Genomic DNA, 14,402 nt, shown 5'->3' with positions numbered 1-14,402 from the left:
AGGTAGGCTTACAGCGTAAGAACGTCAAGGACGGGGAGCGTGGGAGTCAGCCGGCCTCGCGGAGGCGGTCGAGGCCGTCGAGGATGATGTCGAGGCCGAACTCGAACTCGGCCTGGTCGTCGCACCACCCCAGCGTCGAGTCCGGGTCGTCGTGGGCGACCTCGGCGAGCATGCCGACGAGGTGGGGGAACCGCTCGGCCATCGCCTCGAGTTCGGCCACGGACTCCTCCCCACCGCCCGCGCCGGACGGGTCGAACAGCTCCTGGGCGAACCCGAGGGCCCGGCTGCCCAACGCATGCAGCGCGTGGTGGCACAGGTCGTGGGAGAAGCCGCCGGCGCGCATGAGCCCGATCAGGCCGTCGTGGTACCTCAGCACCTGCGGGCTCACCGCGCTGCGGGTCTCGAAGAGGGCCGGTGCCCAGCGGTGGCGGAGGAGGATCTCGCGTGCCGCCAGGACGCGCCGGCGTACGGCCTTCTTCCAGTCGGCGGGCTCGGCGGGCGGGTCGAACCGGTCGACGACCTCGTTGATCTCCCCGATCAGGAGGTCGACGGTGCCGTCCAGGACGTCTTCCTTGTTGGCGACGTGGTGGTAGAGCGACATCGCCTCGGCACCAACCTGCTCGGCGAGCCGGCGCATCGTGAGCGCCCGGACACCGCCCTCGTCGGCGATCGCGACCGCCGCCCGCAGAACGCGTTCCCTGCTCAGCGGGACGCGGGGCTCCGAGCTGGGCCTGTTCCGGGCTCCCACCAGCACCCTCCTTCGCCGCGATCTTACAGAGTAAGGTCACGACCGGAGGATCACGGCCACTCGGCCCTCACGCGCAGGCCGTGTTCAGCTCCTCGGAATGGTTCCGCACGCTGGCCTTGAAATCCTCGATGTAGCGGTCGAACTCCGGGTACCGCTGCAGGGCAGTAGGCACTTTGGACATGTCGGGTTCGAATTCCTCGAACGTCCGGGACAGCTCGGCGAGCGCGGCGCTCACGTCCTCGTCGTCCGCCTTCTCCGCCAGCTTGCCGAACTCCGGGCCGGTGGTCCTGGCCAGCTCCACCATGAGCTCGGGCGGTCCGTTCTCGACGAACTCCCGCGCCTGCGCGGCTCTGCTCCGCCCCTCCGAACACGCCTGTGCGGACGCCTCGCTGAGCGCGTCACCACATCCGGCGGCGGAAACGGTGACAACAACGAGGAGAAAACCCGCGGCCCTCATCTTCATGGGCGCAGCCTAAAGAACGGGAATGGGCGTCGACTACGTCGTCGCGGCGGAAGTTTCCGCTGTTCACCGCGCGAGCTCGGGGGCGGTCACGACCTCGCCGAGGCGGTGGGCCATCCGTGGCCGGTCGGCCGGTGCGAGGCTCACCCAACCGTCCTCGCGCACCAGCAGGTAGCGTCCGCCCGGCGTGTCGAACCAGCTGACCAGCGTCCGCGCCCGGCTGCGGCGCCCGGACCCGGTGGTAGCGGTGCACCCGAACTGGCCGCCGGCCCTCCGTTCGGCCAGCAGCGCCGCGAGCTCGGCCGCATGCTCGCCTCCCGAGCGCAGCTCCTCGACCGGGACCGTGAGCGACGGACCCCGTCCCGCCGGTGCGTCGCCGGTGACGCGCACGATCTCGTGGACGAGCGCTTCCGGCGGGATGGCCGCCACCCACACCCCGGCCCGGTGCGCCACGGCGACGGCGCCGTACCAGCCGTCCTCGGCGGACAGTGCGCGGACCGGTCCGCCGAGGAAGCCGACCGCGTCCACAGTGGTCCGTCCGGACGCGAGCACCCCGAGCGGCTCGGCCAGCGCGGCGATCGGCCCCTCGTACCACAGTCCCCTGCGCCACAACGCCTCCCGCGCCCGCTCGCGTACTGGGCGGTCGGCGGTGGGGAGCACGAGCGGGTAGGGCATGCGGCCGAGACCGAGCTCCTGCCAGGCGACCTCGAACTCGACGGCGGACAGCGCGATGCCGGTGGTGCTCATCGCGAACGCCCCTCCCGGTCCGTGGCCGGGGTTGGTCCGGCCGACCACTCGGCGGTCCAGGTGTCGCCGATCACCGCGGGTACCGCCGGCAGCGGGTTGAACACCTTCTCGCCGCCGAGGAACCTGGGCGTGCGGTGCTCCCCGGACTGGCCGGCGCCGGTCCCCGTACCCGCCCCCGGGGCGCCGAGCATGCCCGGCCCGCCGGTCGCGAGTGGACCTCGACCGGTCGCGGGACCGCCAGGCGCCGGCAGGTCCACCTGCCCGCGCTCGACCGGCACCGACCGGAGCGGGATCCGCGGCGACAGCACCGGCGCGGGGCTCGCGCCCCGGACCTCGGCGCCGCCGGTGCCGCCGAACCCGGCCAGGGTGGGTTCAGCGGCACCGGCGACTCCCCCGGTCACCCCTGCGGTCGTCGTGCGGCCGTCCCCACCCGGCGCGGGGACGGCCGGCAGCGCTCCGGCGCCGGTGGCGGCCTCGGCGCCGCCGGTCCGGGCCTGGGGCGGCGGGGGCGGTTCGGGGCAGGTCGGGATCTCCCCGTCGATCCGCTCGCTCCACCGCTCCAGCTCGGTCATCACGTCGACGGCACGTTCCAGGGCGGTACGCGCCCGCTCGCCTGGCTCCCGCAGGTCCGACACCGCCGCGAGCGGGTCGCCCGCCCGGCCGAAGGAGCCGAGCGCGGTGTCCCAGTCGAACTCGTCCGGCTCCGGCATCAGCACCCGGGCGGCCTCGGCGGCGTCGGCCTGCTCGGTGACGCACTCCCCCACGGCCTGCGCGCTCGTCCCCGCGTCCCGACACCAGCGGGTGAGGGCGAGCGTGGCCGCCCGTACCGTCTCGCCGGCGGCTCCCCGCCAACCTGGCTCGGTCGCGGCGATCCGTGCGGCGAGTACCTGCGCCTGGTCGAGCATGTCCGCCCCGAGCGCCGCCCAGTCCCGCCCGAGCTCGTAGGCCACGCCGGGCTCGTTGTCCACGGTCGCCGCGAGGTAGAGCTGCGGGTGCGACATCCCGGCCCAGTTCACCGGGCCGTCCCAGGGAGTCATCGGAAGGCACCCGCACGTTCCTGGTCGACTGAGGAGTACAGCTCGAGCGAGTCGCGGACGGCGTCGCGCGCCCCCTGCAACGCGACGCGGTACCCGGCGAGCGCGGCGGCGAAGGACTCCCCCGCCCATCCACTGAACCGCGCCGACATCGCCTCGCCGACCGGGTTCGCACCCAGCGGCAACGGCCGGGCGAGCTCGGCGACGCGCGCCGACCAGTCCTCGACCCGGTCCAGCTGCGCCTCGAGCGCCGAAATGAGATCGCGTCCGCTCGTGCCGTCCAGAGCGAACCCTCCGGGTTCCGCGACCATCTGCCCTCCCCGCGCTGAGCACTTCGTGATCGGCACACGGATTCGAGCCGCGGATGGTTCAGAAAAATCTTGAACGGGTGGCCGCGGCACGAACGCGACCTCGGGGTAGTGGGCGGACGGTCCGTCCAGGAGGTGGTTGTCCCGGCCGCGCAGCCAGCGGTCGAAGAACGAGGTGACGTAGGCGCGCAGCGCGGCCACCGCCCGAGCCGGGTCGACCGTGCCGATGGTGCTCTCGATGACCTCCTGGCCGACACCGACCTGCGGCAGCAGGGCGACCAGGTCGGTGTAGCTCTGGTGTCGGGAGCCGCGCAGCGTCAGGTCGCGCTTCCACCCGTGGGTGTTCGCCCAGAACGCTCCCCAGGACGGCTCGGTCGTGTGGTCGCTGCCCTCCCGGCCCATCAGCAGGAGCGGTTGGCGCAGCCCGTGGCGTGCCACCGGCATGAGGGTGGTCCCGTCCGGCACCCGGCTGTACTCCAGGGTGCCGTCCAGGTCGATGCCTGCCCTGATCCGCCGGTCCTCGTACATGCCCTGGGCCGCGGTGATGCCGCCCGCCGACTGCCCGAACATCCCCACCCGGCGCGGGTCGACCACGTCGGCCAGGCCGCCCGGGAGCGTACCGAGCCGGTCGATCACGAACCGGGCGTCCGCGACCCGCACCCGCAGGAGCTTCTCCAGCAGCGCTGGGATGGTGCCCTCCTCCTCGGCCTGCGCGAAGGCCCGGAGAAGCGGCTCGTTGCCGGTGACCGACCCGTCGGGGAACGACACCGCCGGCGAGTCGTAGGTGTGGTCGATCGTGACCACCACGTATCCCCGGCTGGCCAGCTCCTCGACCAGGACCGTGCCCCAGGTGCGCGGGTCGCCGGCGCCCGGCGAGTACAGCACGACCGGCCGCCGCCCGCCCCGCCGGTCGACCGGTGCGCCGTCGCGGGCATGGGTGCGCATGCCCGCCCAGTCCACCGTCCCGGACGGAATCCCCAGGCCCGGCGCCCTGACCGCGTCGAACCGTTCGGCCGCGCCCGGCGACATGTACCGCGCGCGGGGGCGGTCTGCGCTGGGCAGCGCGGGGTACCACACGCTGACCATCAGCTCCCGGTGCGGCATCGACGCCACCCACGGGTCCGGTCGCGACCGGTCCACCAGGTGCACCGAGACCGTTCCGACCGCGTGCCGGCCCGACGGCGCTGGCAGGCTCGGCTGGCCGTCCGCGACCGCCGGCGCCGCCGGTACCAGTCCCACCGCCGCCAGCAGGAACACGAGCGCCACCCGCACGAAGGCGACAGCGCGCGGTGAACGGGTAGTAGGAGAAGTCACCCACTCACGCTCTCGCGTCCGGCGCCGCCGCACAGTGGTGCCACCACCCGGAACCGGGGTGGGGACAACCCCACCGTTCCCCGGGCTGGTTCCGTGCCCCGTTCGCGGCCGTGCCCTAACGGACGACCGTGGTGAGGGTCTTGAGGACGCTGTCGAGGTGGACGCGCATGGCGCGTTCGGCCCGCTCCGGGTCGCGGGCGCAGACCGCGTCGATGATGGCCAGGTGCTCGGGCAGCGACACCGAGGGGCGGCCCGGCACGAGCGAGAGGCGGAACTGGTGGCGGACCAGCTGCCCGTGCAGCTGCTCGATGATCCGCGTCGCGGTGCCGTGCCGGGCGATGCCGCGGATGGTGCCGTGCAGCTGGGCGTTGAGCTCGGAGTAGCCCAGCATGTCCATCTGCTCCACCGCGGCGCTCATCGCCTCGCCCAGCCTCCGCAGCTCGGTGATCTCCTCGTCGGTCACGCGCTCGGCCGCCCGGGCGGCCACCAGCGACTCCACGGCCCGGCGGATCTCGGTGATCTCGATGGCCTCATCGGCGGTGACCTCGCGGACCCGGGCGCCGCGGTTGGGCTGGAGCTCGACCAGGCCTTCGGTGGCCAGCCGGGTCAGGGCGTTGCGGAGGACGAACCGGGTGGTGCCGTACCGCTGGACCAGCTCGGCTTCGATGAGGCGTTGGAGCGGCGCGTACTCGCCGCGCAGGATCGCCGTGCGCAGCTCGCCGAACACGTCGCTCATCGTCGCACCGGCCGGCGGCGCGATCTTCGAACCCTCATTTCGCCTGGTACTCCTTGTCGCCTCCGCTCTCCCCCATCGTAGGCAGTGCACGTCGCCGGTTACCGGCCGAGTGGGTCAGCGGATCGCCGCCGTCACGGCAGCAGGGCGTCCACGTCCAGCGGCTTGGTGATCAGACCGTCGTCCTTGGCCAGCTCGGCCAGCAGCCGCACCGACTCCTGGTCGATCTCGCTGGGCCACGTCGGCAGCACCAGGTCGTCCCGCACGGTCGAGTCGATCTGGGTGTAGCTCTCCAGGACGCCTCGGGCCTCGTCGGGGTGCTGCTGCGCATAGTCCAGAGACTTCTTCATCGCCTTCTCGAAGGCGGTGACGGCCCGCGGGTTCTCCTCGGCGTAGCGATCGGAGGTGAAGTACATCCCGACGGTCATGTTCGGGCTGGTGCCAGCGTAGTTGGAGACAACCTGCCGGTGGCCGTCCCCGGTCGCGAGGGTCAGGAACGGCTCGACGACCTGGCCGGCGTCGACCTCACCGTTGGCCACCGCCGCCGCGATCTCCGGGAACGGCAGCTCGACGTAGCTGATGGTGGACGGGTCGCCACCGGCCTCCCGCACCACGTGGTTGACCGTCGTCGTGTTGATGTTCTTCAGGGTGTTGACCGCCACCCGCTTGCCCGCCAGGTCCTTGGCCGTCCTGATCGGCCCGTCCGCCTTCGCGATGACCGCGCCGAAGTCCTCGCCCTCGGCGCCGGTGGAGGCGACGCCCGAGGAGACCACCCTGACCGCCAGGCCCTGCGACTGGGCCAGTAGCAGGGAGGTGGTGTTGCTGAACCCGAACTGGAACTGGTCGCTGATCACGGCCGGCACGATCGCCACGCCGCCCTGGGCGGTCTCCAGCTTCACCTCCAGGTTCTCCTCAGCGAAGAAGCCCTTCTCCACCCCCAGGTAGAGCGGCGCCACGTCGACGATCGGGATGACGCCCACGGTGACCGCCGTCTTCCCGTCCGAGGACGTCGAGGCCGCCTCCCCGCACCCGCCGGCTACCAGCGCCACGGCGGCGACGGCGGCGAGGAGATGGCGGCGACGAACGTGGTTCGGGCCGGTGCGTGGGGGCATGTGGGTCTCTCCCGGGAGTGAAGGTGCGGTGGCAGTGAGTGAGTGACCGCGCACCCTACCGGATTGTCAACAATTGTGAATTCAATGCTGCCCACGAGCTTGTCGCCCTGGGACTCCCCCGCGGACCGGTCCGGGCCACCGGACCGCGAGCCGGCGCCTACGTACCTGTCCGGCGGGCGAGGTAGTCCTTGACCACAGCCACCTGCGGCGATTCGAGCTCGGCGAAGATGGCCAAGGCCTGTTCCAACGCCCGCTGCGACTCGGGACGCCGGTGCACGCGGTCCAGGACCTTGCCGAGACAGAAGAGGTTCGCGGCCTGGCCGAGCCGGTCGCCAATCTCCCTCCGCGCGTCCAGGGACTCGCGGTAGCAGCCGACGGCCTCGTCGAGTCGACCCAGTTGCTCGTAGGTGGCCCCGAGGCTGTGCAGCGCGAACCCGATACCGTGCTGGTCACCGATCTCCCTGCGAATCGCGAGGGATTCGGCCAGGTGAGCCAGCGACTCCTCGAACCGGCCAAGGTCCCGGCACGTCGCGCCCAGACGACTGAGGCTTCCGGCTTCGCCGCGGCGGTCACCCAGAGCCCGCCGGATGGACAACGACCTCCTCAGGCAGTTCAGAGCGATGTCGTACCGCCCCAGACGGCGATACACCAGGCCGAGATTGCTCAGCGTGCCTGCTTCTCCCCACCGGTCCCCGATCACCCGCCGAATCACGATGGACTGCGTGCTGAGCCGGATCGCTCGGTCGAACTGCTCCAGGTCGTAGTGGGCGACGGCGAGGCCGCTCAGGATCCACGCCTCGTTGTCCCTGTCCTCGCTGACCCGAGCGGACTCGAGACCGATCCGATAGATGAGGATCCACTCGCTCCAGAGCTTGCGCAAGTCGAAGAAACTCCACAATGCCCTGGGAAAATGAGCGGCAACCGCATGCTCGCCGATCGCGGCCGCACGTCGGACGACAGCGACCAGGTTGGACCGTTCCCCTTCGCACCAGGCCAGGGCGTGCTCCCGGTCGGCGAACTCCTCCACGCCGTGCCGCGGTCTCGGAAGTGCGAGCGCGGTGCGGCGGTGGAGTGGGAGAAGAGCCCGATCGGCGAGGTCGGCCGTGTGCAGATACCAGAGCAGCAACCGGCGAAGGGCGGCCTGCCCGTCATCGAACCGGCCGTCGACCTCGGCGCGTTCGTCCGCGTACACCTTCAGAAGATCGTGGAACGCGTACCGAGAGCGGGCGACGGGCTCGACGAGGTGGGCATCGGCGAGTTGGCGTAGCCGCATCCGCGCCTCAGCTGGTGGTCGGTCGAGCAGCGCCGCCGCCGCGTCGATGCTGAAGGACGCGCCTGGGTGGACACCGAGATGACGGAACAGCCGAGCGGTGTCCGCTTCCAGGGCCTGGTAGGACCACGAGAAGACCGATCGGACCGCCGTGGTCTCGTCGTGTGAACCCTCGGACCCGAGCGCGTCCAGACGTTCGCGTTCACTGCTCAGGTCACCGACGACATCGGCGAGTGAGCTGTACTCGTCGTCCGCGACCCGTTCGCCGGCGATGCGCAGGGCGAGGGGTAGGTGAGCACAGAGCCGCGCGAGTCGCTCGGCGTGGGTTGGTTCGTCGTCGATTCGACCAGCGCCCACCGCATGGCGGAGCAGCGCCATCGCATCCTCGTTGGGTAGAAGACCGAGCCGCAGCCGAACGGCACCGTCGCGGGAGACAAGCCCGGAGAGGCCGTTCCGGCTGGTCACCAGGACCAGGCAGGTGCGCGATCCGGGCAGCAACGGCCGGATCTGCGTGACGGCGTACGCGTTGTCGAGCACGACGAGCAGCCGGCGATTGGCAAGCAACGAACGGTAGAGCGCCGTCTGAGCGTCGACACTGGTGGGGATGTTCTGCCCCGGCAACCCGAGCCCGTAGAGGAACTGCTCGAGCGCCTGCTGGCCCGACAAAGGCTCGTCCGGGGAATACCCGCGCAGGTCCACGTAAAGCTGACCGTCGGGAAACTCACCGCAGATGCGGTGCGCCCAGTGCACGGCCAAGGCGGTCTTTCCCACCCCCGCGGTTCCGGCGATCAGGCCGATTCGCACTGGTTCGTCCTGGGCGAGGAGCGCGTCGAGTGCCGCCATTTCCGTCCCGCGGCCGGTGAAACCGGCGACATCAGGCGGAAGTTGGCGAGGTACCGGTGCTCGCACCGGCAGAGGGGCGTGGCTGACATGCACATCGCCGTACACGTCGCGCGCCTGCACCACACTTCGTGCGGTTCCCGTGAACGTGTTCGCGCTGTCGTCCATCCGGACTCCGATCACGCTGGTCGATCGAGGATACCCGCGGGGATTCGCGAGGTTCTCCGCTCAGCGGTCGGTGACCGGGACGTGCCGCGTCCTCGTCGCGGTTGGCCGCGGCCATGCTGCACGCGACGGTGGTGCCGCTGGGCCGTTCGCCGGTTGGCGAACGGCCGCGGCGCACGAGTCGGCCTGGCGCAAGGGCGGGCTCAGGTCAGGCCGCTCCCGGGATGGACCGTGCCGATCTTCAGCTGGCTCTCGGGGATCGGGCCGGAGCAGGCGCGGGTGGCCCAGGGCAGGAACTCGGCCTTGCGTTCGTTCGGCGGGTACACGCGCAGACCGCGCACCGGGACCACGAGGCAGTCCGCCGGGTCGAAGTTGTCCGGGTTCACGACGCCGAGCGGGGCGGCCGCCGTGCCGCGGGGTGCCAGCGTCACCGCCGGGCCCGCCGTGCCTACGCTGGCCGCGGGCGCACCCACCTGGTGCCCGTCGTCACCCGCCACAAAGGACACTCCGGGGAAACCCTGGACGGTGCACGTGCGGCGGCCGTTGTTGGTGAACACCAGGGCGTGGTACCTGGTTCCGGCGGTCCCTTCGGAGTCGCCGAGTGCCACGTCCACGTCGCGGACCCCGCACTGGGGCACGCGGCCGGGCGTCTCCGCCGGCGCGGAAGCCGGCAGGCCCGCGGCGGGTGTGGCGGCGCCGACGATGGCGATCGCGGCGATGACGGCGGCGCGGGCGAGCAGGGACATGTTCCTGTGCGTTTTCTTGTGCAGCATTGAGACGACCTTTCCCCCTGTATGTCGATCCGACGAGAATCGCGCGTCGACGCCACCGTGCGCCAGGGTCCTAGGTCACCAACTGGACGGCCGGTCAAGAATTTCTCGCCAAGGGCTGGACCAGGGTGGCACCATCGAACCGAGGAGAGGAGCGAGCATGGCACGAGTGCTGGTCCTGACAGGCGACGCCGCCGAGGAGCTCGACTCGATGTACCCGGTGTTCCGCCTGCGCGAGGGCGGCCACGAGGCGGTCGTCGCCGCCCCGACCACGCGGCCGGTGAAGCTGGTCGTGCACGACTTCGAGCCCGGCTGGGACGCCTACACCGAGAAGCCCGGCCACCAACTGCCCGTCGACCTCGCGTTCGGCGACGTGCGCCCAGAGGACTACGACGCGCTGGTGATCCCCGGCGGCCGCGCACCGGAGTACATCCGGACCGACGCGGACGTCGCCCGCATCGTCCGGCACTTCTTCGACCGCGGCCTTCCGGTGGGCACGATCTGCCACGGCCCACAGGTGCCGGCCGCGCTGGGCCTGCTGCGGGGCCGGACGACCGCCGGGTTCCCACCCCTGCGGACCGACCTGGAACAGGCCGGCGCCACGTTCGTGGACGGGCCGGACGTCGTCGACGGCGCGATGGTCTCGTGCCGCGGCTGGCCCGACCTCCCCGAGTGGTCCCGCGCGTTCATGCAGGTGCTGGAGAAGGCGAGCGTCGCGCCCTGACCTACAGCGCCGCGGCCGGCCTCCTACACTTCGCGAGTGCCCGTGACCCCCATCGATCCCCAGCCCCGCTCCTACGCGCAGGGAGCCCTGCTCACCGACTTCGACCGAGTTCTGTTCGTCAGTGGTCAGGTGCCCGAGACGAGCGAGCGCGGCGTGCCCGAGGGCTTCGACGCGCAGTGCCGGCTCGCCTGGCAGAACGTTCTCGCCGTCCTCGAACAGGGCGGCATGACCGAGAAGAACCTGGTCAAGGTCACGGTCTTCCTCGCCGACCGGAAGTACCGGGAAGCCAACGCCCGCATCCGGCATGAGGTCCTCGGGCATCACGAACCGGCGCTGACGGTCATCATCACCGGAATCTACGACGAGGCGTGGCTCCTGGAGATCGAGGCGGTCGCCGCGGCGTGACCAGCTCGCCGCGGCTGGACACCCCGACCTTCTCGAACACCTGCTTCAGGTAGTCCCGAACTGTGTGCGGGACAGGTGCAGCGCCGCGCCGATCTCCCGGGTGGGTAGCCCCCGGGCGACCAGCTGGGCGACCTGTTGCTCCCGCGGTCCGAGCTGGTAGGCCTCGAGCATGCTCGGCGCCGTCTCCGAGGCCGTCGCCGGTTCGATCACGGTGGCGAACCGCCCGGTGGTCCTTGGACGTGATCGTCCGCGAGGATGCCGGCCGCGACCTGTGGCTCTACCCCGGCGACAGCCACGGCGGCCCCCTCGACACCCCCCGTGTCAGGATCGGCAACGGTTGGTGAACGCCGCCGGCCCCGGGTCTGTCCCGGGGCCGGCCCGGGCATGACGAGGCCGGGAACGGGGTACAGCCGGGGTGTGAGCGAACCACTGGACACCGGCAGGACCGAGCTGACGCCCGACGAGGAGGCCCGCGCCCGCCGCGAGCACGACCTCGACCGCCCCGAGGAGTTCGACAGCCGCAACGGGGTCGACGAGCGGGTGGGGACCCGGGCGAGCCTGCTGCCCGAGGAGCAGGAGACCGGCAGCGCCGACCCCGAGGCCCAGGCCCGCGAGGTACTGCGCGACTCCGAGCTCCGCACCGAGATGCCCGAGTCGGCCCCCGACACGTTCTTCGAACGCCGCCCCTCCGGGGAGTGAGCGGTTAGGCTCGGGGTAACCGCGAGGAGGGCGTGATGAGCGACGAGGAGCTCGTGGTCGAGTTCGCCCTCGTTCGCCTGGACAACCCGGGCCTCGACCTCGAGGAGGTCGCCTCGCTCGTCGTCCGTCGGTTGGGGCCGCAGCGGATGCTCGAGTTCGCGTCCCGGACCCTCGCCGTCCGGGACGAGCTCCGCGGGGCCGTGTTCCCCGCGGCCGTAGAGCACGTGCTGCGGGTGGTGTTGACCCTGCGCGGGCCCGTCGACTAGTCGACGGGCCCGGATCGGTCTCAGCGCTTGCGGCGAAGCCTCTGCGCGGCCTGCTTGGCCCGCTCGCGGTTGCGCGGGTCCCGCGCCATCTCGCGCGCCTTGTTCGTCACCTGCTGCCCCTTCGGGCTGCGCATGAAGCTCTTGATCCGGTTCATCAGGCCGGCCATCGCACTCTCCTTCGTACTCACTTGGCTGCCCCAGGCGTACCCAGCGCCGGGCGGGTCAACCACGGCGGGACCGAAGGTTTATCGCGGCGACGACGGGTATCCCGCCCGCTCCAGACGCGGTCGTCGACGGGAGGCGCTGGTGCGAGCCATGGTGTATCGCGGGCCCTACAAGGTCCGGGTCGAAGAGAAGGACATGCCCCCGATCGAGCACCCGAACGACGCGATCGTCCGCGTCACGCTGGGGGCGATCTGCGGATCGGACCTGCACCTGTACCACGGGATGATGCCGGACACCCGCGTCGGCATGACCTTCGGGCACGAGTTCATCGGCGTGGTCGAGGAGGTCGGCTCCGGGGTGGCGAACCTCAGCCGGGGCGACCGCGTCATGGTGCCGTTCAACATCTTCTGCGGGACCTGCTGGTTCTGCGCGCGCAGCCTGTACTCCAACTGCCACAACGTCAACCCCAACGCCACCGCGGTCGGCGGCATCTACGGCTACTCGCACACCTGCGGCGGGTACGACGGTGGTCAGTCCGAGTTCGTCCGGGTGCCGTTCGCCGACGTCGGCCCGACGATCATTCCCGAGTGGATGGACGACGAGGACGCCGTCCTGCTCACCGACGCGCTCCCCACCGGCTACTTCGGAGCCCAGCTCGGCGACATCGTCGAGGGCGACGTGGTGGTGGTGTTCGGCGCCGGGCCGGTCGGCCTGTTCGCCGCGAAGTCGGCCTGGCTGATGGGCGCCGGCCGGGTCGTCGTCATCGACCACCTCGAGTACCGCCTGGAGAAGGCCCGCACGTTCGCCCACGCGGAGACCTACAACTTCACCGAGTACGACGACATCGTCGTGCACATGAAGAAGATCACCGACCACCTCGGCGCCGACGTCGCGATCGACGCGGTCGGCGCCGAAGCCGACGGCAACCTCACCCAGCACATCACGGCGGCCAAGCTGAAGCTGCAGGGCGGCTCCCCGGTCGCGCTCAACTGGGCGATCGACTCGGTACGCAAGGGCGGCACGGTCTCGGTGATGGGCGCGTACGGGCCCATGTTCAGCGCCGTCAAGTTCGGCGACGCCCTCAACAAGGGCCTCACGCTGCGGATGAACCAGTGCCCGGTCAAGCGGCAGTGGCCGCGCCTGTTCGAGCACATCCGCAACGGTTACCTGAAGCCAAGCGAGATCATCACCCACCGCATCCCGCTCGAGCACATCGCCGAGGGCTACCACATCTTCTCGGCCAAGTTGGACGGGTGCATCAAGCCGCTGGTCGTCCCGAACGCCGGCTGAGCAAGGAGGACGACGCCATGACCTACACCTCGGACAAGCCCCCGCTCCCCGAGACGACCGAGCAGCTGCGTGCGCGGATCCCGGGCTGGGGCGCGGACCTGGACCCGAAGGACCGGCCGTCGGTGCCGAAGCTGCGGTGGCAGGAGGACAGGACCGGGGCCCACTGGGACTTCCCCGAGCGCCAGCCGGAGCGGTGGCCGCGCGAGCGCTCGATCGAGCACGCGTTCCTCACCCCGGTCTTCGGCACCTCGTGCCCGCCCCGCGGTGTCTCCGGGGCGCTGCGCCGGTTCTCCTACCGCAGGTTCAGCGAGGGTCGCGCCGCGCACTGGCTGCTGCTGCTGGCCGCCGACCGGGTCGACGCCTGGGAGAACCACCTCCGCTCGTTCGCCACCGCGCGCCCGGACAACCCGATCACCGAGACCGGGGTGCTGAGCGAGTTCTCCCGGCACGGCTTCTCCTCCCGGTTCGGCAAGAAGCGCGCGGACGCGGGGCACCACCTGCTCGACCCGGTCATCGTCGCCGGTCCGTGGGTGCTCGCGGGCGGCCTCGCCTACTCCGGCGTCCGGGCGGCGCTGCGTCGCAGGCGGCGCTGAGCGCGGTTAGGCGGCGAGGACGAAGGACAGGAAGAAGCCGCCGGCGGTGGCGAACGCGTTCAGTGGCCGACCGTGCTCGAACGCCTCGGGCATCAGGGTGTCGGCCAGCGACGCGAGCACCGCTCCCCCCGCGAAGGACAGCGCCACGGCCAGCACCGTGTCGCTCAGCCCACCCGCCGCCAGCCTGCCGAGCACGACGGCGGCGGTGAGCAGCAGTGCGCAGACCGTCCAGGTGGCGATCACGGTCCGCCTGCTCTGCCCCGCCTCGCGCATGGCGACGGCGCCGACCAGCGACTCCGGCAGGTTCGAGAAGAAGATCGCCACAAGCAGCGTCAGCGAGGCGCCGCCGACCAGCGACACCCCGAGCGCGAGGTTCTCGGGCACGCCGTCCAGGGTCACCGCGGCGAGCAGCGCGAGGCCGACGCCACCGCGCGCCCCGGTCTTGGCCACCTCCTGCTGCTCGGGCCCGGGGTGGCCGGTGACGTAGCGGTCCAGGGCGGAGTCCACGAGCACGAACGTGGCCGCGCCGGCCAGCAGGCCCAGCCCGGACCGGACCGCCCCGCCGAGGTGGAACGCCTCCTCGAACAGCTCGAAGGCGAGGGCGGAGATCAACGCTCCGCTGGCGAAGGCCAGCAGGACACCGGTGACCCGGCGCGGTGGACGCCACATGGCACCCACCACCGAGCCGATCACCAACGCACTCGAGGCGGCCAGGCCGAACAGCAGCGAGGTGAGCATGCCCCCGATTTTCGCGCCCGG

Annotated in this window: 18 protein-coding genes; 6 read left to right on the top strand and 12 right to left on the bottom strand. The window is 71.4% G+C overall.

Features of this window, described 5'->3' with window-relative positions:
• Positions 1-46 precede the first annotated feature (46 nt).
• The 9 genes from BU204_RS01930 to BU204_RS01890 all read right to left on the bottom strand — a co-directional run bounded on the left by BU204_RS01930 (position 47) and on the right by BU204_RS01890 (position 9,504).
• Positions 47-748: a TetR/AcrR family transcriptional regulator gene (locus BU204_RS01930; RefSeq protein ID WP_075123920.1), complete on the bottom strand. Its 702-nt coding sequence runs from the start codon at positions 746-748 to the stop codon at positions 47-49.
• A gap of 67 nt (positions 749-815) precedes the next feature.
• Entirely contained in the window at positions 816-1,211 is a 396-nt protein-coding gene (locus BU204_RS01925) for a hypothetical protein (RefSeq protein WP_075123755.1), read from the bottom strand.
• A gap of 63 nt (positions 1,212-1,274) precedes the next feature.
• On the bottom strand, positions 1,275-1,955 hold the full coding sequence (locus BU204_RS01920) for an ESX secretion-associated protein EspG (protein ID WP_143229254.1): 681 nt from the start codon (positions 1,953-1,955) through the stop codon (positions 1,275-1,277).
• Entirely contained in the window at positions 1,952-2,992 is a 1,041-nt protein-coding gene (locus tag BU204_RS01915; RefSeq protein ID WP_075123753.1) for a PPE domain-containing protein, read from the bottom strand. Before BU204_RS01915 ends, BU204_RS01920 begins: the two co-directional genes overlap by 4 nt.
• Positions 2,989-4,611: an alpha/beta hydrolase family protein gene (locus BU204_RS01910; protein WP_233159032.1), complete on the bottom strand. Its 1,623-nt coding sequence runs from the start codon at positions 4,609-4,611 to the stop codon at positions 2,989-2,991. The genes BU204_RS01915 and BU204_RS01910 overlap by 4 nt, the downstream gene beginning before the upstream one ends.
• 115 nt (positions 4,612-4,726) lie before the next feature.
• Positions 4,727-5,347, bottom strand: coding sequence for a GntR family transcriptional regulator (locus BU204_RS01905; protein WP_075123751.1), 621 nt, complete (start codon positions 5,345-5,347; stop codon positions 4,727-4,729).
• A gap of 131 nt (positions 5,348-5,478) precedes the next feature.
• Entirely contained in the window at positions 5,479-6,456 is a 978-nt protein-coding gene (locus BU204_RS01900; RefSeq protein ID WP_075123750.1) for an ABC transporter substrate-binding protein, read from the bottom strand.
• Positions 6,457-6,613: 157 nt separating this feature from the next.
• Positions 6,614-8,734: an ATP-binding protein gene (locus BU204_RS01895; protein WP_083660924.1), complete on the bottom strand. Its 2,121-nt coding sequence runs from the start codon at positions 8,732-8,734 to the stop codon at positions 6,614-6,616.
• A 200-nt stretch (positions 8,735-8,934) separates the two neighbouring features.
• Positions 8,935-9,504: a DUF4232 domain-containing protein gene (locus BU204_RS01890; RefSeq protein ID WP_075123749.1), complete on the bottom strand. Its 570-nt coding sequence runs from the start codon at positions 9,502-9,504 to the stop codon at positions 8,935-8,937.
• Between the two features lie 157 nt (positions 9,505-9,661).
• Between BU204_RS01890 and BU204_RS01885 the strand changes: the two genes are divergently transcribed.
• Positions 9,662-10,225: a DJ-1/PfpI family protein gene (locus BU204_RS01885; RefSeq protein WP_075123748.1), complete on the top strand. Its 564-nt coding sequence runs from the start codon at positions 9,662-9,664 to the stop codon at positions 10,223-10,225.
• Between the two features lie 36 nt (positions 10,226-10,261).
• Entirely contained in the window at positions 10,262-10,630 is a 369-nt protein-coding gene (locus BU204_RS01880) for a RidA family protein (protein WP_075123747.1), read from the top strand.
• 45 nt (positions 10,631-10,675) lie between these two features.
• On the opposite strand, the gene BU204_RS40555 is transcribed toward BU204_RS01880, so the two are convergent.
• Positions 10,676-10,840, bottom strand: a complete 165-nt coding sequence (locus tag BU204_RS40555; protein WP_198942736.1) for a LuxR C-terminal-related transcriptional regulator — start codon at positions 10,838-10,840, stop codon at positions 10,676-10,678.
• Positions 10,841-11,047: 207 nt separating this feature from the next.
• Here BU204_RS40555 and BU204_RS01875 point away from each other — a divergent pair, with 207 nt between their 5' ends.
• Positions 11,048-11,329 (top strand): hypothetical protein, encoded by a 282-nt coding sequence (locus tag BU204_RS01875; protein WP_233159023.1) that lies wholly within the window; start codon positions 11,048-11,050, stop codon positions 11,327-11,329.
• A 35-nt stretch (positions 11,330-11,364) separates the two neighbouring features.
• Positions 11,365-11,595 carry a hypothetical protein gene (locus BU204_RS01870; protein ID WP_075123745.1) on the top strand — a complete coding sequence of 77 codons (231 nt, stop codon included), beginning with the start codon at positions 11,365-11,367 and terminating at the stop codon, positions 11,593-11,595.
• A 20-nt stretch (positions 11,596-11,615) separates the two neighbouring features.
• Here the strand turns inward: BU204_RS01870 and BU204_RS39850 are convergent, their stop codons facing one another.
• On the bottom strand, positions 11,616-11,762 hold the full coding sequence (locus BU204_RS39850) for a hypothetical protein (RefSeq protein WP_158073382.1): 147 nt from the start codon (positions 11,760-11,762) through the stop codon (positions 11,616-11,618).
• A gap of 148 nt (positions 11,763-11,910) precedes the next feature.
• Here BU204_RS39850 and BU204_RS01865 point away from each other — a divergent pair, with 148 nt between their 5' ends.
• Both BU204_RS01865 and BU204_RS01860 read left to right on the top strand, forming a co-directional pair.
• Positions 11,911-13,050 (top strand): zinc-dependent alcohol dehydrogenase, encoded by a 1,140-nt coding sequence (locus tag BU204_RS01865; RefSeq protein WP_233159015.1) that lies wholly within the window; start codon positions 11,911-11,913, stop codon positions 13,048-13,050.
• A 17-nt stretch (positions 13,051-13,067) separates the two neighbouring features.
• The gene (locus BU204_RS01860) at positions 13,068-13,643 is read left to right on the top strand and encodes a hypothetical protein (RefSeq protein ID WP_075123743.1); all 576 of its coding nucleotides are present in this window, start codon (positions 13,068-13,070) and stop codon (positions 13,641-13,643) included.
• 6 nt (positions 13,644-13,649) lie between these two features.
• On the opposite strand, the gene BU204_RS01855 is transcribed toward BU204_RS01860, so the two are convergent.
• On the bottom strand, positions 13,650-14,381 hold the full coding sequence (locus BU204_RS01855) for a ZIP family metal transporter (protein WP_075123742.1): 732 nt from the start codon (positions 14,379-14,381) through the stop codon (positions 13,650-13,652).
• Between the last annotated feature and the right edge of the window lie 21 nt (positions 14,382-14,402).

This window comes from Actinophytocola xanthii (genome assembly GCF_001921205.1).
Classification (GTDB): domain Bacteria; phylum Actinomycetota; class Actinomycetes; order Mycobacteriales; family Pseudonocardiaceae; genus Actinophytocola; species Actinophytocola xanthii.
The sequence above is the reverse complement of the archived record's forward strand: the minus strand, read 5'-3'. Positions and strand labels throughout refer to the sequence as shown.

Excerpts from the sequence above, each read along its gene's own strand:
- BU204_RS01895 (WP_083660924.1), bottom strand. The coding sequence starts at position 8,734 with ATGGACGACAGCGCGAACACGTTCACGGGAACCGCACGAAGTGTGGTG.
- BU204_RS01860 (WP_075123743.1), top strand. The coding sequence starts at position 13,068 with ATGACCTACACCTCGGACAAGCCCCCGCTCCCCGAGACGACCGAGCAG.
- BU204_RS01870 (WP_075123745.1), top strand. The coding sequence starts at position 11,365 with ATGAGCGACGAGGAGCTCGTGGTCGAGTTCGCCCTCGTTCGCCTGGAC.
- BU204_RS01915 (WP_075123753.1), bottom strand. The coding sequence starts at position 2,992 with ATGACTCCCTGGGACGGCCCGGTGAACTGGGCCGGGATGTCGCACCCG.
- BU204_RS01890 (WP_075123749.1), bottom strand. The coding sequence starts at position 9,504 with ATGCTGCACAAGAAAACGCACAGGAACATGTCCCTGCTCGCCCGCGCC.
- BU204_RS01855 (WP_075123742.1), bottom strand. The coding sequence starts at position 14,381 with ATGCTCACCTCGCTGCTGTTCGGCCTGGCCGCCTCGAGTGCGTTGGTG.
- BU204_RS01925 (WP_075123755.1), bottom strand. The coding sequence starts at position 1,211 with ATGAAGATGAGGGCCGCGGGTTTTCTCCTCGTTGTTGTCACCGTTTCC.
- BU204_RS01920 (WP_143229254.1), bottom strand. The coding sequence starts at position 1,955 with ATGAGCACCACCGGCATCGCGCTGTCCGCCGTCGAGTTCGAGGTCGCC.
- BU204_RS01885 (WP_075123748.1), top strand. The coding sequence starts at position 9,662 with ATGGCACGAGTGCTGGTCCTGACAGGCGACGCCGCCGAGGAGCTCGAC.
- BU204_RS01905 (WP_075123751.1), bottom strand. The coding sequence starts at position 5,347 with ATGAGCGACGTGTTCGGCGAGCTGCGCACGGCGATCCTGCGCGGCGAG.
- BU204_RS39850 (WP_158073382.1), bottom strand. The coding sequence starts at position 11,762 with ATGGCCGGCCTGATGAACCGGATCAAGAGCTTCATGCGCAGCCCGAAG.
- BU204_RS01900 (WP_075123750.1), bottom strand. The coding sequence starts at position 6,456 with ATGCCCCCACGCACCGGCCCGAACCACGTTCGTCGCCGCCATCTCCTC.
- BU204_RS01865 (WP_233159015.1), top strand. The coding sequence starts at position 11,911 with ATGGTGTATCGCGGGCCCTACAAGGTCCGGGTCGAAGAGAAGGACATG.